This window comes from Chitinophaga sp. Hz27, assembly GCF_042263525.1.
Classification (GTDB): Bacteria; Bacteroidota; Bacteroidia; order Chitinophagales; family Chitinophagaceae; genus Chitinophaga.
In genome coordinates, this window is the sequence record NZ_JBHKFJ010000004.1 from 618,969 (window position 1) to 639,838 (window position 20,870).

A 20,870-nucleotide genomic window follows, 5' to 3' on the forward strand; every position below is an offset into this window, starting at 1 on the left:
ATTTTGCACTTTCAATTTTAATATGTTTCCATCATACGATATAATAGTTGTAGGTGCAGGGCATGCGGGATGTGAGGCTGCTGCCGCTGCTGCTAATATGGGCTCGAAAGTTTTGCTTGTTACTATGAACATGCAGACGATCGCTCAGATGAGCTGTAACCCGGCCATGGGAGGAATCGCCAAGGGCCAAATCGTTCGTGAAATAGATGCCTTGGGTGGTTACTCTGGCATCATTACGGACCAATCCATGATACAGTTCCGCATGCTGAACCGTTCTAAAGGACCCGCTATGTGGAGTCCAAGGACGCAGAATGACCGCATGTTGTTTGCTGCAAAATGGAGAGAAGCCTTGGAGAAAACACCAAACGTGGATTTCTACCAGGACATGGTAAAAGGCTTGCTCGTGAAAGACGGAAGATGCCATGGAGTTATTACAGGTCTTGGTCATGAGATTCAGGCAAAGGCAGTAGTATTGACCAATGGTACTTTCTTGAACGGGGTAATCCATATTGGAGAAAAACAATTTGGGGGAGGTCGCGTAGCAGAGAAAGCTGCGACTGGTATCACCGAGCAGTTGGTCTCTTTAGGATTTGAAAGCGATCGCCTCAAAACAGGAACACCTCCTCGCATCGATGGCCGTAGCCTCGATTACTCAAAAATGGAAGAACAAAAAGGGGATGATGAAATCGTTGGTTTCTCTTACCTCAATGTTCCTAAAATACAACCAGCACAACAGAGAAGTTGCTGGATCACTTATACCAGTGAAGCGGTACATGAAATGCTTCGTACAGGGTTCGATAGATCTCCAATGTTCCAAGGTCGTATCCAGGGAACTGGTCCTCGTTACTGCCCAAGTATTGAAGATAAAATTAACCGCTTCGCTGAAAGGGAAAGACACCAGCTTTTTGTTGAACCAGAAGGTTGGGATACTGTGGAAATCTACGTAAATGGATTCTCTACCTCCTTACCCGAAGATGTACAAATGAAAGCACTGAAAATGGTTCCGGGATTTGAAAACGTTCGTATGTTCCGTCCAGGATATGCGATCGAATACGATTATTTCCCACCTACCCAGCTGCAGTTTTCCCTGGAAACAAAACATGTACAGAACCTCTTTTTCGCCGGTCAGATAAATGGTACCACAGGATATGAAGAGGCAGCTTGCCAGGGTTTAATGGCAGGTATCAATGCTCATCTGAAAGCAACTGAGCAAGATCCTTTTGTACTGAAAAGAAGTGAAGCTTATATTGGTGTACTCATCGATGACCTGATTAATAAAGGCACTGAAGAACCATATAGAATGTTTACCTCCAGGGCAGAATTCAGGACCCTGCTTCGTCAGGATAATGCAGATCTCCGTCTTACAGAGAGAAGCTATAAAATGGGACTTGCATCCGAAGAAAGAATGCAACGTGTGCAGCAGAAAAAAGAAGGCGTTGAAAAGGTAAAAACAATTCTTCGGGATCTTTCCATTGAGCCTGCTGAAATCAGTGATTTGCTGATTGCTAAATCTTCTGCTCCTTTAACACAGAAACAAAAAGCACATCAGATCCTCCTGCGCCCTGGTTTAGATATTATTTCCATGAGGAATGAAGTACCTAAAATTGCAAAGGCACTCGAAGGATTTGATACCGAAATTTTAGAACAAGCAGAGATTCAGGTGAAGTATGATGTGTACATAGAAAAAGAAAATGAACTGGTACAAAAAATGAGTCAACTCGAAGACCTCATCATTCCAGATTCTTTTGACTATGGAAAATTGGTTTCTTTGTCTGCCGAAGCAAAACAGAAATTTAATAAAATCCGTCCACGCACTTTAGGACAAGCCAGCCGAATCAGCGGAGTGAATCCAAGTGATGTACAAATACTCATGGTGTACATGGGCAGATAATTTTCTCATAAGAAATTTTCGAAAAGGTCAGGTAATAACACCTGGCCTTTTTTATTTCCCTATGATCCCTTTTTTATGAAAAAAACGTCAAAATTGGCGAAAACCGATCTTCAGAAATAGGGTAAAATTAAATGATCGTTGTTGATGTGAATATGTGTGTTCAAAACAGGGGTGATGCGCTTAAATGGGCTAAAAATGGCTATTTTTGAATTGAATGGAACAAATTGTAAGAGATAAGATTTAAAATTAGAAACAGGTTCAAATCAAAGGAGAGAACGCTACTCCATATCACTAAGTGTAAAAATTTTTGCACTTCAGATTGCTGAAATAAAAATTCGAAAGGCTTTAACCATTTCTCTATCTTACGAAAACTATAAGTCAACAGTCGAACCAGTAATTACTAGCCTGAAGATGTTTTTATCTTATTTGAAACACTCCTTGGTTAATCGCCTTAGTATTATCACCATAAACCACTATAACGTTAACGTATATACGAAATAGCTAAAGTCAATATCTCCCAATAAGAAATCAATGGTATCATCTACCTACAGCTTAACAATAACCATCTCACATAATTTAATTCACTGCCACAATTCTCTTTTTTACTAATCATTAAAAGGATGTAAAAATTCCACTTATTGTAGCAACAATCGGACAGTTATGCAATTGTTTTTTGTTAACTGATTTTTAACGGTTATCTAATGGTTGATGGCGCTTATAATCCGCCACCACAGCGATATCTGAACAATCTATTTTCTGTATTGTTATTCTCTAAGCAAGACTTCCCTATATGGCATAATATTCTTTCTGATCTATTTAAAATTAATTGTATGGCAAATAAAAAAACAAATCCTCCGAAAAACACAGATAAACCAAATGGAAAAAAGAAGAAAGAAGAATTTCCTGGTTATCCCGAATATCCTGCTGGTGAAGATATAATGAATGCAGGTAACAGAGATAATGAAGTAGACCTGGATATGGATGAGGTAACCCGCTCATTTAGACATAATAGCGAATTGCCTGAAAAGCCGGGAAAAAGTCCTTCTAAAAGCGACGAACAAGATGAAACATGGCGCCAGGATAAAGTAGGGGATGACCTCGATGTTCCTGGCTCAGATCTGGACGATGAAGAAGAAGATATTGGCGCTGAAGATGAAGAAAATAATATCTATAGTATTGGTGGCGACAGACACGACGACCTGGAAGAAACCAATGATGATATTGTTGAAGACGATGAAGATTTTGAAGAAGAAAAATATTGATTATAATAATGGAGCTAATAATCTGCAAGCACTGTCCATGAAGCGTTTCAAAGGATTTCTTTTATTCCATCGCGTTTCCTGGACAGGTGCTGCATATAATAAGTCTTCATCAAATATTCTATTCAATTTCTTAGCAGTTTCTTCATCATACATCATAACACCAATTTCACAATTGAGATAGAAACTTCTGTTGTCAAGATTTACAGAACTAATCCAGGAGAGATTATCATCTATCACCATTGTTTTTGCATGAATAAATCCACGCGTATAGAAGTATACTTTTACACCAGCTTCCAACAAAGGTTTCATATAAGAAAGCGCTGCATGCTGCACTATAAAAGAATCCCCACGATAAGGCAATAACAACTCCACGTCTTTACCTGCAAGTGCCGCAATTTGTAAGGCTGATAGCACCTGGTCTGTTGGAATAAAATATGGATTGGTAATCCGTATCCTTCGTTGTGCAACGTTAATAGCCAGCACCATGGCATTCATAGCCATAGGCCATTCTGAATCTGGCGCACTGGCAACTATATCTGTAAAACAGTTGCCTACACAGGCAGAGCGCTGGAAATAAGGAGTTGCAAATGGAAATACTTTCTTACTGCAATAACGATAACTCATCAGAAATTGCAACTGTAAAATATTCACTGCATCACCAACAATTTTGAGATGCGTATCACGCCAGAATAATTCATGCTTACCATTATTCAAATAACGATCATCTAAATTAATACCTCCTACAAATCCTGTGGTTCCATCCACCACAATGATTTTGCGGTGATTTCTATAATTAGCATTTACGTAAAAATTGATACGTACAGGAGCAAATGCATATACTTCTGCTCCATGATCTTTTAATAGTTGGGGTATCTTACTAATATGGTTGCTACCCATATCATCATAGATGAATCTTACCTGTACTCCCTGGTTTATTTTTTCTAACAAAATATTTAGTAATTCCTTACCAATATCATCGTTAGTAACGATGTAATATTCAATGTGAATATGATGTTTAGCATTCCGTAATGCATTGAATACTTCAGGGAATTTTTCTTCACCATTTACAAGGATTTTTACTTCGTTATTTTTAGTGAGAATAGATTGTCGCGTGTTCAATAACATAGCAGATATTTCCTGCTTCTTTCCTTGCAGCTGTCGTAACTCTATCTGCATCTGTTCCAGCTCCGCACGCTGCATTTGCATATAGCTTTCAAACAACACTTCATCCTTTGTTCCTTTTAATGTAAACCTTCGTTTCTTCCTATAATCTCTTCCTAAATAATAATAGATGATGAGCCCAAGGACGGGCACAAAAACCAACAGCATTATATAGGCAATAGCCTTTACTGGATTGCGGTTTTCCATTAATATAGTAATGACCACACCAATCAATGTTAGTGTAACAAGAATAGTACTGCCCACTTTCATATATGGATGCCAGTCAATACCGTAGATAAAAGAATAAAGCTGTTGCAAGAACGTAGTTGTTTATTTAATAACGCAGGGAACGAAAAATGGTTATGAAGGTACGAAACATATAGTTGATGAATGCTAGCCTGTAACCTGTAACTAAAAAGGCCTCGAGTTTATCGAGGCCTTTTTAGTGCTATATTTTAATAAGATTATTCAGCTGTTATTTCCAGTACATTACTAGTTAATGCAACTGCACGAGGTGCTAGATTTAATCCTACATTCATTAAATAATCGCCGCTGTAAGATTGGTTAAACTTCAGTGCTGGATTAGTTCCAGGGAAAAGGTTAATTTCTTTTACAGTGTATTGTTTTTGCGGATCCAGTCCTTGCAGCTTTACATTTTCAAACACTTCTTTTCTTCTTACATTCATCTGGTAATTGAAAATAATCGCATGCTTCTTATCGGTAGTATTGTATTGGAATACCGCTCGTTCTTCATCATATGGGGAAATAATTCTGTACATATCTCCATACCATATGATATCACGTATACGGCTATACGTTGCAACTGCATCATGGGAGAATTGCATTTCTTTATCTGTAAAAGCATCCACTTTGATATCATAACCAAGCTTGCCCATCATGGCAACATCTGTTCTGAATTTGAGTGATTGTTTACCCCAGTTGGTAACATGAGCCGACATTGTATTTGCAGGGAAGAAATGTGAGTAACCATATTGAATAAATATACGCTCAAGCCCATCGGTATTATCACTAGGCCAGAATTCTGTAAAGTATTTCATAGCGCCATAATCGGTACGGCCACCTCCACCAGAGCAAAGCATAATAGGTAAGTGTGGGTATTTAGCTCTTACCCTGTCCATCACCTTGTAAAACGCACGTACATAATCAATAAAGAGATGTGATTGTTTTTCTTTCAGGTATGCTGAATATGGATTAGTGAGCATGCGGTTGCAATCCCATTTAATATAAGCGATGCCTGGATTTTCAGAAAGCGTTTTATCCACAATTCCATAAACAAAGTCCTGAACGGCGGGATTGGTAAGGTCCAATACAAGCTGATTCCTGAAATAATTCTCACTTCTATTAGGAAGACGCAAGATCCAGTCTGGATGCTTGGTATAGAGTTCGCTTTTCGGATTGACCATTTCTGGTTCTAACCAGATACCAAATTTGATATTTTGCTTTTCGGCTTCTTTGACCAGATAACCCAGTCCTTGTGGGAGTTTGGTTTTATTTGGTTCCCAATCACCTAGTCCGGCATTGTCTGCATTTCTTGGATATTTATTGGCGAACCATCCATCGTCGAGGAGGAAGAGATCCACACCAAGTTTGGAAGCGCCACCAAATAATTCGGTCAGGCGTTTATCGTTAAAGTCCATACCAGTGGCTTCCCAGTTGTTCAGGAGGGTGAGTCGTGGGGTATGGCCATCGAGTATACCGTATTCAACTGCCCAATGATGGAAGTTGCGACTAGCCTGTCCTTTACCGGTATTGGATAACGTGAAAATAAATGCTGGAGTGGTAAATACTTCATTAGGCTGCAGCATATAGTCCGAGGCATAAGGGTTTATACCTGCGTTGATATGTAAAGCATTTAATTGATCAACTTCGAATGCGAACCGGAAGTTCCCTGTCCAGGCGAGTGTTCCAGCAATTACTTCACCGTTATTTTCGGTGGCGGGTTTATCTACGGACAATAAGAACATGGGTGATTCATACATATTAGCTCTGGTGCCGAGTTTGGTATCCAGGATTTTCATGCCGGGGGTCAGTGCTTCTTCTACCATGTTTACTTCCCGGGCCCAATCACCGTGGAATTGGGTCAGATAATATTTGTCAGCGTTGAAATGCAGCATAGAAGAAGAATAGTCGGTGAGTCGAACCGGTTGTTTCTCTGTATGTTTTATTTCGCTCCAGGCTTTGATGATATCTTCTTTATAATAACTTTCGAAGTGGAGGGTAACGTTTACCGGATATACGGGATCTTTTAGATAAATATCCACATTGGTGACATTATTATCTTTTTTGGTAACCTGGTGTGACTGGTATTTTAATTCCAGGGAAGGGTTACCATCATTATGAATGAGTCGGATGGCGGGTTCCAGTAGACTTTCCATTCCGGCGGTAACATAGGCTTCCTGAGACGATTTATTAAGGGTATCGATATTTTCAGGAGTTAATCTCTTTCCGAGGTACCGCTGAATGAGACGTCCCTGGTTATTGATGGTGAATACAAGGCTTACATTGCTGGTGGTGATCCGTATCGGCTGATTTTGTGCATAGGTAGATACAGAAAAGAGTACCAGCAAAAACGTGGTGAATTTCTTCATGAGATGATTGATTTTTTCTAACGGGCAGATTAAGCGTATAAAGTACAAATAAAGAATAAGTAATTCAGATAAGCTAATGGAATATTAACTGGATTCGTAGGTGGATAGATAATATTGAGTAGATAGGAGCCGTATTTTTTTTGTTATTTTTTTGAAAAGCATGGGTTTGTTAACATTTGGTAAAGGAATGAAGATTCCAAAGGGTGTAATTTCTGTTTAATGCGCACTAAAAAAATAATTATTTGACTCAACAATAGAAATATTTCTTGGGAGCAAATCTTAATAAAAAAAATGAAGGCAATCTGTCAAAATCAGTCGGAACGTGAGTTTGTTAACCGCGGAGAAAGTACTGAATGCAAAAGCGATACTATATTCCTGTCACGAACTTTATTGAATGTATGGTTAACCCAAATAAAATCTTTGTACTGATCAATTTGCCTAATACAGGGCAGTTTGATACTGTAGCCAGAATATTTAAAAGGAAAAATTTTTTTCCGATGAAGGCGCCATTTGCGATCTCACGTTTTGGCTTGCACAATAAGTTTGCGGTAATGGGGACGAATAACTGGCGACTTACTACCCAGGAATTTATTAGCGAGCTAATTAAGGTATTAGCGAGCCATAAGGAGATGGGGGTACACTTTGTACTTAACCTGGCCCTATATCTTGATGGACCACATGACATCAGTGAAATCATCCAGGTGCTGAACAGGCACACTTATAAAGTCCATTATTTTGTTCTGGTCAATAATTACCTGGATGATAGAAAAATCACGGAGGATATGCAGGAGACATTACAGGAGCTGGTACAGCGGGGAAGTATCCATATGGTGGATACGTTGGTAAGAAATTCCAGTATCCGTATGGATCAGCGGGCCGATAGCATCGCTAATATTATGAGTGATATCCTGGACAAAAACATATATTTTCCATTGTAGCTATAGTATATGTTATAGAGAATGGCATTTAATGCGTGTTTGCTGGCGGATATGGATGGCATTTTTGTTATCTGTAAATATATTCCCGTGTTTATCTTTTGAGGCGAAAAAGGCTATTTATGTGATGATGCGCGGTGGTTGGTCTATGGATAATGCTAGTTAAAGTGAAGAAGAGAAGATACACAAGATTGCTCCAATAAATAATGTCATCTTGAATATAAATAAAAAAGGGTCATCAAACATTGATGACCCTTAGTATATAATCTGTCCCGTCCTAAAATAAGTTGACATTGAAGTAACTTACCAATGGGATATCGAATACCCGGCAGTGATCGCCGTAGCCAAAGAAATTATAGCCTCTCCCTAAAATTGCAAATAGTGTCAGAAATAGAAAGAGGGGAGCTTAGTTTTAGACAAGCAAGTACAAAATATGGCATTCAGGGAAGTAGTACAGTGTCAAAATGGTTTAAAAAACATAGTAACTTAGACTGGAAAGAACTACCTACTATGTCTAATCAAAAAACACCTGAACAACGTATTAAAGAGCTAGAAACTTTGCTGGCAAAGGAGAAGGAAAAGGTGAAAGTGCTGAATATAGCTATCGATATAGCAGATGAAATGCTAAATACGGATATTAGAAAAAAGTATTCGCCCGAACAGTCCAGCAAGCCCAATACCAAGCCAAACTCATAGGTATCAGTGGGATATGCAGCTTGTTGGGATATACCCGGCAAGCCTATTATAAAAACAGGGCTGATCGGGTCCGGCGTTTAGAAGACTTGAAGGTCGTTAGAGATCAGGTAATGAGCATCAGAGGCATTATGCCGCGATTGGGTACCCGTAAACTATATTATCTAATAAAACCATTAATGGATAAGCAATCCATTAAAATGGGAAGAGATACATTATTTAATTTTTTAAGAGCAGAACATCTGTTAATAAGGCCCAGGAAAACATATACACGTACAACCAACTCAAAGCACTGGTTAAAGAAATATCCTAATCTAACTAAAACATTGGTTATTACTAAGCCAGAACAACTGTGGGTCACGGATATAACTTATCTTAAAACCACGGAAGGCAATATGTATCTCAATATGATAACGGATGCCTATAGCCGAAAAATAGTAGGGTACAGCGTTAGTAACGGAATGGAAGCCAGTAGTATGGTACCTGCACTCAAAATGGCCTTACAGGCCAGAATATATAAGCACACATTGGTGCATCACTCTGATAGAGGGCTACAATATTGCAGCAGAGAGTATACCGATATAGCAGTAGGCGCCAATCTGAGAATCAGCATGACTGAAAATGGAGATCCATATGAAAATGCACTGGCCGAAAGAATGAACCGCACTATCAAGGATGAGTTCTTATTGGATGAAATCAGGGCATCGGCTGGTAATACCCAAAAAATAATCGACCAATCGATTTATACCTACAATCACAAAAGGCCTCACCTGGCGTTGAACTTTAAAACTCCAGAAAGCCTCCATAGAAGGAAAAATCCCGGCCGCCAAAGGCAACCGGGATAATTATTTAACCGTCAACTTTTTCAAGGACGATTCAATCTTTTGCGGAATTAAAAATTGATAGACTCTCTTTTCTGCCAGTTGGAATCAATTGGCATCGTAGGAATACCAGTACCCTGGTTTGGAACCGTAATATTGATATCAGTCAAAACATTACGTTTGAAAGAGATTCTTTTACTACCAATGGGAACAATGGAACCATCTGGTTTTTCCCATTTCAAAGCAAGATTAATCGGATTTAAATTCAACGAATCAACCCATTGAAGCTCATTTGCGGTATATACAAATACTTTGGAAAGGTCGCTTGTTGTTGTGAATGTCTTAGCTGGCATGAGTCCCCCGAAATCGACAATTAGTTTACCATTAGCAAAATTGGAAACATTGTATTTGATTCCAAAAGAGATTCGCTTCATGTTGAGATTAATCGCAGCAGGAGTTTGGGTGGCATTAAAACTAACTCTACCCACATAGGAATCAATTTCTGAATTGCGGGTGGTTGTCTGTGCTGCATTTGTTCCAAGATCATTAAACAGGAGAATATTGTTGATTGAATCAACAGAATACATCAGCTTTCCCAGATAAATGGTATCCATAAAATTATAGGGAATAACGCCGAACCATGGATAATTGAAAACGGGTTTGCCTGAAAAATAATCTATGTGACTTTCGCAATAAATTCCAGGACCAGTTCCTTTTTTTAATGCAATTGCATTTACATCAATGGAGCCGCTATTAGGTATTCTTAATATTACACTGTCAGTTTTAGAATAGAGGCCATGGAATTGAGCCTTTCCATCCTGATTGACATAAATTGCATAAACAGTACTGTCTGCAAATGTTTTGGCAAGAGAAAGATCATTTGTATTTTTTCTACCAAGGGGAGACTCAGTAGTGCTAATGTCGCCAGTAAAATTAACTTTTACATTCTTAGTTCCTTGTGGTACTACTTCGGATGTTGTATCTGCATTCTTCTGGCAGGAAATGACCATGGCCGTCATTGTGATTACCAATGCTACAGGTAGTAGGGATTTTAATTTCATATTATAGGTAGTTCGGTTATTATCCTCAAAAGTAGGGTAATGCGGTATTATTGCAGAGAATTAGTTAGAGCTAGATAATCTCAAGCATGTGGATTAATTGCATTAGAAATAATAAAAAAAGAGAGCACAACGTGTGATCTCTTTTTCTAGTGAAACAGAGTGGGGAAATATTGTGTTATTGTAGGATCAGGAAGCAATTTGAAAATAGGCTTGTCAGATGACACCATACACGTTAATTTTTTGCTTCCACAACTGCCAGGTTGTTGACAATGCGCCATTCGTTATCGATATCCAGTACCAGCGAATTGTAGGAAACGAAATGGTTTTCTGCACTCTCCAGACGTAGTTTCACCATGGCGATATTGCCACTTTGCGCTATCGTTTCAATCTCCATCTTTCTTGGCAGGCCACCGAAAATGCCGTCCCTAATATTTTGCAGGTATTTTTCTTTACCGATAATAGTGACGCCAGGTGTTCCCATAAAACCATTGTTGGTAACGCGGAAGTCTTGATGCAATACTTTATCTAATAATGCTACATCGCTGTTATCGCCGCCTTTTACAAAGTTGATGATGGTTTGTTCTATTGTGTTTGCCATGATTAAGTTTTTATATTGATGTTATATTGATGAGGTGTGTGATGCTTTATATTGATTTAGCTGTTTAGCCAATTGCGGAAGAGTTTATTCAGTAATGGCACAATACCATAAAACATCACCGGAACAGCGATCATGGTCATAATCAGCGTTCTGACGTATAAAGGAAGATGAATCAGGTATTCTCCCAGTGACATGGTTAAGAAGGTAATTAAAGGATAGATTGCCAGCCAGATGATAAAGGCTCTTTTGTGTTGTTCGTTTGGTTTCATATACTCGAGTTTTTATTTGTGTTGTTATGATAAAAAGACCAATGAGAAAATAAAAACGTGACAACTATTTTAATAAAAACGTGATTTTTTTATTTTTTCCAGATCAGCATTGGGTTCAACAATAGTGTTGAACCTGCGTTGGGAAAGGAAAAGGAGGGGAGCCAGCCATCTGAATAATTATGTCAATTATTTGCAGTGAGCCATTATATAAACTGTCTGGATGGGATCTTGTATAAAAGAAAGAATGAAATGTGTCGGACTGTAAGCAGGGGTGGAATTATTGCTTTAAATGCAAGTCATGCGTGGGAGTTATGGGCATAAAAAAAGGCCACTTTTCAGTGACCTCTTTTTGTGTGGTGTGAGCCGGGATCGAACCGGCGACACAAGGATTTTCAGTCCTTTGCTCTACCTACTGAGCTACCGCACCATCTTTTTATTGTGCCCCTCTCGTGTGATGGGATTGCAAAAGTACATAAACTTTTGAATTCACAAAATTTTTTTTAAAAAAATTATAAAAAAACTTTTTCGTCGAGAATCGCGGACCAGAGCTGATGCCTCCAAACCAGTGACTGGCGGGCATATTCAGCAGCTTCATTCCATTTGTTTTCATCATCGCCACAGAGTTCCTGTACCATCTGCATAGCCAGTTGACTGTGATGATCGCCATCAACTTCGATATGTCTTTCTAAATAATAAATGAAAGTAGTAAGCTTACCTGGGAATTTTTTATCCAGATCTTTAACGAGTGCGTAGAACATATCAGGGATGAGATCTTCTCTGCCGAAAGTAAATACAGCTGCCATGATATGTGCCTTGCCTGTTGCGATAACCTCGAACGTAAATCCGAGGAAACCTTTTACGGCTTCAGGAAGGTTTGCTTGCTGAATAATATCATTAACAGGAATTCCTTGCTGTGCCGCGTTAATAAGTCCCTGGATAGCAGTAATATCCGCACCGGCTTGCTGCATCGCCTTTTCGTAGAGTTCGAAATGGCTGCATCTGTCGCCATTCATGTCCACATCACTTTCTTCTCCGGTAACAATTTCATTGATAAGATACCTGGTAGCAGCGCTGCCCTTTGGTATCCATGGAACGTTCACACAAGTCAGTTGTTGCTGCAGTCCTTTCAATAAAGACATGAAATCCCAAACGGCATAAACATGGTACTTCATAAAAGTACGTACATCATCCAGCGACTGTAATTCGGCGTATAACGGGTGTGCAACTACCTGTTCTCTGGCAGGAGCAATGGTTTCCTGTATCTTCCTGATACTCATAAAAATCTTATTATGATCACATGCTTAACTGGTGGAGGGTATTAGTTACCGTATTCCACCAGGAATTTAATCCTCATCAATTTCAGCTGTTCCAGTGTATAATCACTGTCGATCAGTTCTTCACGTGCAAGTGCCAGACTGGAAGTTTCGCAGCCTTTGAAATATTCCATAATCTCATCCTGTGCGTAGTCGTCCAGTTCTTCATCCAGACAATAATCCACGTTCAGTTTGGTACCACTGGCTACGATGGTTTCCATCTCATCAAGCAGTTTGGCAATGGTAAGTTCTTTGTTTTTAGCGATGGTTTCCAGCGGTATTTTCTTATCGATATTCTGAATGATAAATACTTTCAGACCGCTTTTATTTACAACGCTTTTCATCACGAAATCATCCGGTTTGGTGATATCATTTTCTTCCACAAATTTGGAGATGACATCCACAAACTGTTTACCATAGCGTACTGCTTTACCTTTGCTCACGCCCTGGATTTTTTCCAGTTCTTGAACGGTGGTAGGATATTGAGTAGCCATATCTTCCAGAGATGTTTCCAGGAAGATGACAAAAGGAGGGAGATTTCTTTCTTTAGAAACTTTCTTACGAAGTTCTTTCAGCATTTCGAATAACACAGGATCAGCAGACGCATGAGCTGCAGCACCTGTTTCTTCTTCCTCATCGCCGCTTTCTTCGTCGAACTGGTGGTTGAGTGCCACCATAATAGAATAAGGCTTTTTCAGGAATTTGGTTCCTTTCTCTGTTACTTTCAACAGGCCATATTCTTCTATATCTTTTTCTATCAATCCTTCCAGCATCATCTGACGGAGGAGGGAATTCCAGAAGTGAGCATCAAATTCTTTTCCTTCACCGAAAACTTCCAGTTGATCATGGCGATAGGTCGCGATCTGAGGGCTGGTTTTACCGGTGATGATATTAACAACGTATTCGGTACCGAAGCGTTCTTCCAATGAACGGATTGCTTTTAAAGCAATAACTACACGGTTTTTTACTTCGATTTTTTCTTTTGGATTACGGCAGTTATCACATTGTCCACAGTCTTCCGTTTCATATTCTTCCCCAAAGTAGTGGAGAATTACTTTACGGCGACAAACAGCGCTTTCTGCATAGGCTACAGTTTCATTGATGAGCTGCGCACCCATTTCGCGTTCGCTGAGTGGTTTATCGCGCATGAGGTGTTCCAGTTTCTGCACATCTTTATGAGAGTAGAAGCATACACAGATACCTTCGAGACCATCACGTCCTGCACGTCCTGTTTCCTGGTAATAGTTTTCCAGGGATTTAGGAATATTAAAGTGAATTACAAATCGAACATCTGGTTTGTCGATACCCATACCAAAGGCGATGGTAGCAACAATTACTTCCACGTCTTCATGCAGGAACATATCCTGGCGTTGAGCCCTGGTAGTAGGATCCAGGCCGGCGTGATAAGCTACAGCCTTGATGTTGTTTGCTACAAGCATATCGGCTAATTCTTCGGTAGTTTTACGATTGAGCGTATAGATAATACCGCTTTTGCCTTTATGCGAATGGATAAATTTTACAATATCCTTGATGGTCTGATCTTTCTTACGTTTCTGCCTGATTTCATAATACAGGTTTGGACGGTTAAAAGAAGATATGAAGATATTTGGATCGTTCAGTGCGAGGTTTTTCACGATATCGCTTTGTACTTTCGGCGTAGCTGTAGCCGTAAGTGCGATGATCGGTAATTTATCACTGATTTGCTCAATCATTTCTTTCAGACGACGGTATTCAGGTCTGAAGTCATGACCCCACTCAGAAATACAGTGTGCTTCATCTACAGCGATGAAAGATATCTGAAGGTCTCTGAAGAACTCCAGGTTTTCCTGTTTTGTCAGTGTTTCAGGTGCTACATAGAGCATCTTCGTTTTACCGGAAAGCAGGTCTGTGCGCACTTTTTTAATTTGCGCTTTTGAGAGGGTTGAATTTAAAAAGTGAGCCACATTGTCCTTACTGCTATAACCACGTACCAGGTCTACCTGGTTTTTCATTAAAGCGATAAGGGGAGAAACAATGAGTGCACAGCCAGGACTCATGAGAGCGGGGAGTTGGTAGCATAGTGACTTACCTCCACCAGTTGGCATAATAACAAAAGTATCTTTGCCTGACAGGATGCTTTTAATAATAATCTCCTGATTTCCTTTAAAGGAATCGAACCCGAAATGTTCGCGTAATGCATCCATCAAACTTTCCTTAACAACAGCCATTGCATTTCATTTTATATACGGTAAACTCTAAAGAACTAACAAATGACAAATTTAGTTTATATGTTTTTTAGGGGACACGAAGTTACTTAAAAAAGTGCGGAGTGGCAATATTAATTAAGGATAGTTCGGGGGCTGGGTAAAAAATGATTAAATTTGTAAATCGTCATGAAAAGGAATCAAACTATCAATATAGGCCAGGTAGCTAAACGCACAATAGCAATGGAAGCGACAGCGATCAATGATTTGCAGCAGTTTATAGATGCAGATTTTGAGAAGGTGGTAGAGCTTATTGCTACATGTGAAGGCAGACTGGTTGTTACAGGGATAGGAAAAAGTGCCATTATCGCACAAAAAATAGTTGCCACGCTCAACTCAACCGGCACGCCGGCTTTATTTATGCACGCAGCTGATGCGATTCACGGTGATTTGGGAATGATTCGTCAGGAAGATATTGTGATGTGTATCTCCAAAAGCGGAACATCTTCTGAAATTAAAGTCCTCGTTCCACTTGTAAAAAACTTTGGCAATACATTGGTTGCCATGGTAGGTAATACCACTTCCTTTCTCGCTGTAGAGGCGGATTACATCCTTAATACTTCAGTGACCCAGGAAGCTTGTCCTAATAATCTTGCACCTACTACCAGCACCACCGCCCAATTAGCCATGGGAGATGCCCTAGCCGTTTGCCTTATCGAATGGCATGGCTTTACAGCAGCTGACTTTGCTAAATTCCATCCAGGTGGCGCTTTGGGCAAAAAACTGTACCTCAAAGTACATGATCTCAGTAAATTGCACGAATCTCCTAAAGTACTGACAACTAGTTCTTTAAGAGATGTAATAGTGGAAATATCATCTAAAATGCTGGGCGTAACCGCCGTTGTGGATGAGAACGGTATTCTGCAAGGTATTATCACAGATGGTGACTTACGAAGAATGTTGGAAAAAAATATTCCCACAGCCACGATTACAGCCAAGGATATCATGTCTCTCAAACCCAAGACCATTCAACAGGACGAACTGGCCATTAACGCGCTGGAAATGATGCGCAATAATGATATTACACAACTCCTGGTAATGGACGACATAAGATATGCCGGCATTATTCATTTACACGATTTAATAAGAGAAGGAATTATATAAGATGACACAACTTAATAGCCATTTTTATGTGGCAATAATGGCTGGCGGTATCGGCAGCCGGTTCTGGCCACATAGTAGAACAGATAATCCAAAACAATTCCTGGATATTCTGAATACAGGCAAGACCCTTTTACAGTGGACCTATGAGAGATTTGCCCAATTTATTCCAAAAGATAATATCTACGTTGTTACCCACCACCAGTATACAGACAAAGTAGCTGAACAATTACCAGGACTGCCTACCGCTAATATCGTTAGTGAGCCTTCCAGGAAAAATACTGCTCCTTGTGTTGCTTATATATCTCATAAAATACACAAACAGGATCCGCTGGCAAACGTAATTTGTGCACCAGCAGATCACCTGATTCTCGATACTACTGCATTTACAAATGCTTGCCTGAATGCCTTGCTCTTTGTACAAAAACATAGTGCATTGCTGACACTTGGTATTAAGCCTACACGCCCCGACACCGGCTACGGCTACATCCAGTTCGAACCACAACAAGTAGCAGATAACGTTTATCAGGTAAAAACATTTACCGAGAAACCTAACCTGGAACTGGCGAAAACTTTCATCCAAAGTGGTGACTTCCTCTGGAACGCCGGCATCTTTGTATGGAATGTCCAGACTATACTGGCCGCCTTCAAAAGGTACCTGCCAGAAATTGATGAACTTTTTGAACTGAGCACACCTGCTTTAAATACACCTGCAGAAAAAGAAGCCATAGAAAAGGTATATCCGCAATGCACCAACATCTCTATAGATTATGGTATCATGGAAAAAGCAGATAATGTTTATGTCATTCCTTCCAACTTCGGATGGAGCGACCTCGGAACATGGGCCTCTGCTTATGAAAATATCGAGAAAGATTATCTCGGGAATGCCGTTCAAGGAAAGAATGTTGTCGTGATAGATGCTACCAAATGCATGGTTAAGGCTCCTAACGAAAAGTTGGTACTGTTGCAAGGCCTCGATGAAATGATCGTAATTGATACGCCTGATGTACTGCTCATCGCTAAGAAAGACCATGAACAGCAAATCAAAGATTATGTTTCGGAGATAAAAAGAAATAAAGGCGAAAAGTTCTTATAATACTATCTCATGTCAAAACTGCCTAACGTTGGCACTACCATTTTTTCTGTTATGTCCGCATTGGCAGCAGAAAATAAGGCCATAAATCTTTCACAGGGATTCCCTGATTATGATTGCAGTGATGAATTGAAAGCGTTGGTGAATGAGGCAATGCAACAAGGGCATAACCAATATGCTCCCATGCCTGGCCTCATCCAGCTTCGTAGTGCAATAGCAGCAAAAGTAGCTGGACTCTATCAGCAAAGTATAGATCCGGACACAGAAATTACGATTACTCCTGGTGGTACTTACGCCATCTTCACCGCTATTGCAACGTATATACGTCCTGGTGATGAAGTAATCGTTTTTGAACCTGCTTACGATAGCTACATTCCCAATATTCTTGTGAATGGTGGCGTACCAGTACAGATCTCCTTATCTTTCCCTGAATATCGTATCAACTGGCAGGAGGTGCGTAATAAAATTACGCCTCGTACCCGGATGATCATGATAAATACACCGCATAATCCTACCGGTAGTATCTTACAGGAAGATGATATACGTGAGTTAGAAAAAATAGTAGCAGAATTTGATTTGTTGGTATTGTCAGATGAAGTATACGAGCATCTGGTATTTGATGGACACCAACATCACAGTATTCTCAAGTATCCTAATATTTTCAAAAACAGTTTTGTTACTTTTTCTTTCGGAAAAGTATTTCATAATACTGGTTGGAAAATGGGTTATTGTATCGCGCCAAAACATCTGACTCAAGAATACAGAAAAGTACACCAGTACTTATGTTTCTCTGTGAACACGCCTATGCAATATGGCCTGGCAAAGTTCTTGGAAACACCTTCTCACTACCTGGAACTGCCTGCCTTTTATCAGCAAAAGCGTGATTATTTCCTGGAGCTGATGCGCGACACCAGGTTTACGCCATTATCCAGCAAAGGAAGCTACTTTCAGCTAATGCAATACGACCGTATTTCTAATGAAGGTGATAAGGATTTTGCTGTTCGGATGACGAAAGAGTTTGGTGTGGCGGCTATCCCAGTATCTGCCTTCTATGAAAATGGTAAAGATGACCATGTATTGCGATTCTGTTTTGCCAAAAAGAATGAAACGTTAGAACGGGCTGCAGAAAGATTGGCTAAAATATAAGCATCTACCTAAACTTATTATAAACGAAAAGCGTCTCTACTTAGTAGAGACGCTTTTTCATTTACATAAAACTAAAACTAAACAACAGTAAAAGAACGGCAATTAACAGCTTTTCGGCAATCACCCCTAAATCGATTGCCGGGTGCTATTAATGCCGTCCTTATTTAACACAGACATTCCCTTTTCTCAATAAAAGGCTCTTATATTAAACCGCTATAGCAGTCGCATTTTCAGTGCTACCTTCCAGGATCAGTGTCTGATCATGGAAAGAAACAATACCGGTTTCTACATCATAGCTGGCGCCGATGATGCCGATTTCTCCTTTCAGGATCATGTCGCGGAGGATAACGCTTTGCTCCATGATGGCCTGAACAGAGCGTTCCACATGTATTTTGGAAACAGCTTCTACGAATTCCGGATTATGAGAATTTCTATGTTCCTTCACGCTTTTCTCTGCATATACCGCTGGCGTTATTTTTCCGAGTAAGGCTGTCAGGTTACCCAGTTCTACCGCATCGCAAGCACCTTTGATAGCGCCACATTTGCTATGACCCAATACCACAATGAATTTGGAGCCAGCTACTTTACAAGCATATTCAAGACTACCCAATACATTTTCGGATATAACGTTGCCGGCTAAACGAATACTGAAGATATCGCCTAAACCCTGATCAAAGATGAGTTCTGCAGAGGTACGTGAATCCATACAGCTGACAATGGCCGCCATGGGCCATTGTCCGTTGGAGGTGTCATTCACCATTTGTAACAGGTTGCGGTTTATGCGTAAATTCTCGACAAAACGGATATTACCCGCTTTCAGTAATTCGAGTGCTTGTTTTGGTGTAATATTAGACTGAGATAATTTATCAAGTGTTTTCATTTTTTCTTCTTTTTTAGCATTAAAAAATCGTCCGATGTGGAGTATGGTTTCCGTGTTTTCTCCTATCATCATTATGCGTCTTTAGTTCAATTGTAATTCTTTAAGCAGATCATTGTGTGTTCCTGATGCAATCGTGTGTACATGCCCGTTAGTCATTTTCACTTGCTGATCTGCTGTTAAGTTTGGGGTGTTCTGGATATTATAAACTTCCTTGAATCCGGTAAGTATTACGGAGATATTTTTCTGTTGTGCTTTTATCTCCTTGAATTCCCGGATGGTCTGCAGTACATCGAAATCGATATAAGCTGTTTTGGTAGCGTCTATGATAACATTTGTATTTGCAGGCAGATGGTCCAGGGTAAGGAGGATGCTGGCTTTGTTCAGGAAAGAAACTTCCTGTGCCAGTTCCAGCCGAATGCTATCACCTTGCTGATATTTCTCTTTACGGAAGAAATAAGAGCTTTTCATATTACCTCTCAGGATGGCGAGTACGCTTACTGCCATACCTATTCCAATACCGATCAGGAGGTCCGTGAAAACAATAGCTACTACCGTTGCTACAAATGGTACCCATTGATACTTTCCGTTTTTGAACATCTCTTTGAAGATGGAGATCTTGCAAAGTTTGTAACCGGTCACCAGCAGCACTGCTGCCAGTGTAGCCAGTGGGATCATGTTCAGGAAAGGAGCGATGAGGGCCGTACATACTAAAAGTAACAAGCCATGCGACATGGTTGCCAGTTTAGTTCTTCCACCAGCATTGATGTTTGCGCTGGATCTTACTATTACAGATGTAATAGGCAGTCCGCCGATCAATCCACTGATGATATTACCAATACCTTGCGCTTTCAGCTCCCGGTTAGGAGAAGTGTGACGTTTCAGTGGGTCAAGCTTATCAGTAGCTTCTACGTTGAGCAGTGTTTCTACGGAAGCAACGATAGCTACGGTGATGGCAACGAGCCATACTTCTTTATTAGCGATAGCACTGAATCGTGGCAAAGTAAACTGACCAAGGAAATCATTAAAGCTATTAGGTACCGGTAAACTTACCAGATGATTAGCACCCAATGCCAGCACGGCACTACCGGAGAAGGCTTTGTTCAGGATAATCCCTACTATTACCGCCACCAGTGGCGCCGGCACAATGCTGACTTTGGGAATTTTGCTCCAATACAGAATAATTAATACAGAAATACAGGTTATAACGGTAGCCCCTATGCTAATATGGTTAATAGCTGCAAAGAGTACATGCTCTGCGTCTATAAACTCATATGCGTTGTCGCTGCTTTTATCATACCCGAAGGCATAAGGCAGCTGTTTCATTATTATTATGATACCGATAGCCGTTAGCATTCCCGTAATCACATTTGATGGGAAGTAATTGGCTACAGTGCCGGCTTTAATAAGTCCGAATACCAGTTGGATGGCACCTGCGATTACTACGCTGAGCAGGAATATATCAAATGCACCCAGTTTGGTGATAGCGGTAAGTACCACAGCGGTGAGTCCGGCTGCTGGGCCGCTTACACTCAGCTGTGAGCCGCTGAAGAATCCTATTACGATACCGCCAATAATACCGGCAATCATGCCGGCAAAGAGTGGCGCGCCGGAGGCCAGGGCTATACCTAAGCACAACGGCACTGCAATGAGGAAAACTACAAGACCGGCGGATAAATCGCCTTTTATATTCGAAAAGATGGATGTCTGTTTGTTCATGGCAATAAGATTTTCCGTTTGAGAGATCAGTTTCCCGGATCGACAGCACACAACGATGCTGCAACCGTGGAAAGTTGA

Annotated in this window: 17 protein-coding genes and 1 tRNA gene; 8 read left to right on the forward strand and 10 right to left on the reverse strand. The window is 40.2% G+C overall.

Features of this window, described 5'->3' with window-relative positions; genetic code table 11:
• Positions 1-22: 22 nt before the first annotated feature.
• On the forward strand, positions 23-1,891 hold the full coding sequence (gene mnmG / locus ACE38W_RS12055; RefSeq protein WP_375831146.1) for a tRNA uridine-5-carboxymethylaminomethyl(34) synthesis enzyme MnmG: 1,869 nt from the start codon (positions 23-25) through the stop codon (positions 1,889-1,891).
• An 830-nt stretch (positions 1,892-2,721) separates the two neighbouring features.
• Entirely contained in the window at positions 2,722-3,153 is a 432-nt protein-coding gene (locus ACE38W_RS12060; protein ID WP_375831147.1) for a hypothetical protein, read from the forward strand.
• On the opposite strand, the gene cls is transcribed toward ACE38W_RS12060, so the two are convergent.
• Positions 3,154-4,632: a cardiolipin synthase gene (gene cls, locus ACE38W_RS12065; protein WP_375831148.1), complete on the reverse strand. Its 1,479-nt coding sequence runs from the start codon at positions 4,630-4,632 to the stop codon at positions 3,154-3,156. It lies immediately after the preceding gene.
• Positions 4,633-4,778: 146 nt separating this feature from the next.
• Positions 4,779-6,923 (reverse strand): alpha-galactosidase, encoded by a 2,145-nt coding sequence (locus ACE38W_RS12070; RefSeq protein ID WP_375831150.1) that lies wholly within the window; start codon positions 6,921-6,923, stop codon positions 4,779-4,781.
• A 497-nt stretch (positions 6,924-7,420) separates the two neighbouring features.
• Here ACE38W_RS12070 and ACE38W_RS12075 point away from each other — a divergent pair, with 497 nt between their 5' ends.
• From ACE38W_RS12075 to ACE38W_RS12085, 3 genes are all read left to right on the forward strand, one after another.
• Complete coding sequence (locus tag ACE38W_RS12075) at positions 7,421-7,861, forward strand: hypothetical protein (RefSeq protein ID WP_375831151.1); 441 nt, start codon at positions 7,421-7,423, stop codon at positions 7,859-7,861.
• A gap of 378 nt (positions 7,862-8,239) precedes the next feature.
• The gene (locus ACE38W_RS12080) at positions 8,240-8,554 is read left to right on the forward strand and encodes a hypothetical protein (RefSeq protein WP_375831153.1); all 315 of its coding nucleotides are present in this window, start codon (positions 8,240-8,242) and stop codon (positions 8,552-8,554) included.
• Between the two features lie 23 nt (positions 8,555-8,577).
• Complete coding sequence (locus tag ACE38W_RS12085) at positions 8,578-9,396, forward strand: IS3 family transposase (protein ID WP_375831154.1); 819 nt, start codon at positions 8,578-8,580, stop codon at positions 9,394-9,396.
• A 47-nt stretch (positions 9,397-9,443) separates the two neighbouring features.
• On the opposite strand, the gene ACE38W_RS12090 is transcribed toward ACE38W_RS12085, so the two are convergent.
• The 6 genes from ACE38W_RS12090 to recQ all read right to left on the reverse strand — a co-directional run bounded on the left by ACE38W_RS12090 (position 9,444) and on the right by recQ (position 14,820).
• Positions 9,444-10,433: a hypothetical protein gene (locus ACE38W_RS12090; RefSeq protein ID WP_375831156.1), complete on the reverse strand. Its 990-nt coding sequence runs from the start codon at positions 10,431-10,433 to the stop codon at positions 9,444-9,446.
• Positions 10,434-10,665: 232 nt separating this feature from the next.
• Positions 10,666-11,031 (reverse strand): nuclear transport factor 2 family protein, encoded by a 366-nt coding sequence (locus tag ACE38W_RS12095; RefSeq protein ID WP_375831158.1) that lies wholly within the window; start codon positions 11,029-11,031, stop codon positions 10,666-10,668.
• 56 nt (positions 11,032-11,087) lie between these two features.
• Entirely contained in the window at positions 11,088-11,300 is a 213-nt protein-coding gene (locus ACE38W_RS12100; RefSeq protein ID WP_375831159.1) for a hypothetical protein, read from the reverse strand.
• A gap of 354 nt (positions 11,301-11,654) precedes the next feature.
• Positions 11,655-11,727: transfer RNA gene (locus ACE38W_RS12105), tRNA-Phe, on the reverse strand.
• An 82-nt stretch (positions 11,728-11,809) separates the two neighbouring features.
• A complete protein-coding gene (locus ACE38W_RS12110) occupies positions 11,810-12,577 on the reverse strand; it encodes a DUF3050 domain-containing protein (protein ID WP_375831160.1) in 768 nt (255 codons plus the stop codon).
• Positions 12,578-12,618: 41 nt separating this feature from the next.
• A complete protein-coding gene (gene recQ, locus ACE38W_RS12115; RefSeq protein ID WP_375831161.1) occupies positions 12,619-14,820 on the reverse strand; it encodes a DNA helicase RecQ in 2,202 nt (733 codons plus the stop codon).
• A gap of 165 nt (positions 14,821-14,985) precedes the next feature.
• Between recQ and ACE38W_RS12120 the strand changes: the two genes are divergently transcribed.
• From ACE38W_RS12120 to ACE38W_RS12130, 3 genes are read left to right on the forward strand one after another with little or no spacing between them, the layout of a single operon-like run.
• On the forward strand, positions 14,986-15,960 hold the full coding sequence (locus tag ACE38W_RS12120) for an SIS domain-containing protein (RefSeq protein WP_375831163.1): 975 nt from the start codon (positions 14,986-14,988) through the stop codon (positions 15,958-15,960).
• Position 15,961: 1 nt separating this feature from the next.
• Positions 15,962-17,053: a mannose-1-phosphate guanylyltransferase gene (locus ACE38W_RS12125; protein ID WP_375831164.1), complete on the forward strand. Its 1,092-nt coding sequence runs from the start codon at positions 15,962-15,964 to the stop codon at positions 17,051-17,053.
• Positions 17,054-17,062: 9 nt separating this feature from the next.
• Positions 17,063-18,196 carry a methionine aminotransferase gene (locus tag ACE38W_RS12130; protein WP_375831166.1) on the forward strand — a complete coding sequence of 378 codons (1,134 nt, stop codon included), beginning with the start codon at positions 17,063-17,065 and terminating at the stop codon, positions 18,194-18,196.
• A 205-nt stretch (positions 18,197-18,401) separates the two neighbouring features.
• Here ACE38W_RS12130 and ACE38W_RS12135 read toward each other — a convergent pair whose 3' ends face one another.
• The gene (locus tag ACE38W_RS12135) at positions 18,402-19,148 is read right to left on the reverse strand and encodes a carbonic anhydrase family protein (protein ID WP_375831168.1); all 747 of its coding nucleotides are present in this window, start codon (positions 19,146-19,148) and stop codon (positions 18,402-18,404) included.
• Between the two features lie 9 nt (positions 19,149-19,157).
• Positions 19,158-20,792, reverse strand: a complete 1,635-nt coding sequence (locus tag ACE38W_RS12140) for a SulP family inorganic anion transporter (protein WP_375831170.1) — start codon at positions 20,790-20,792, stop codon at positions 19,158-19,160.
• Positions 20,793-20,870: the final 78 nt, after the last annotated feature.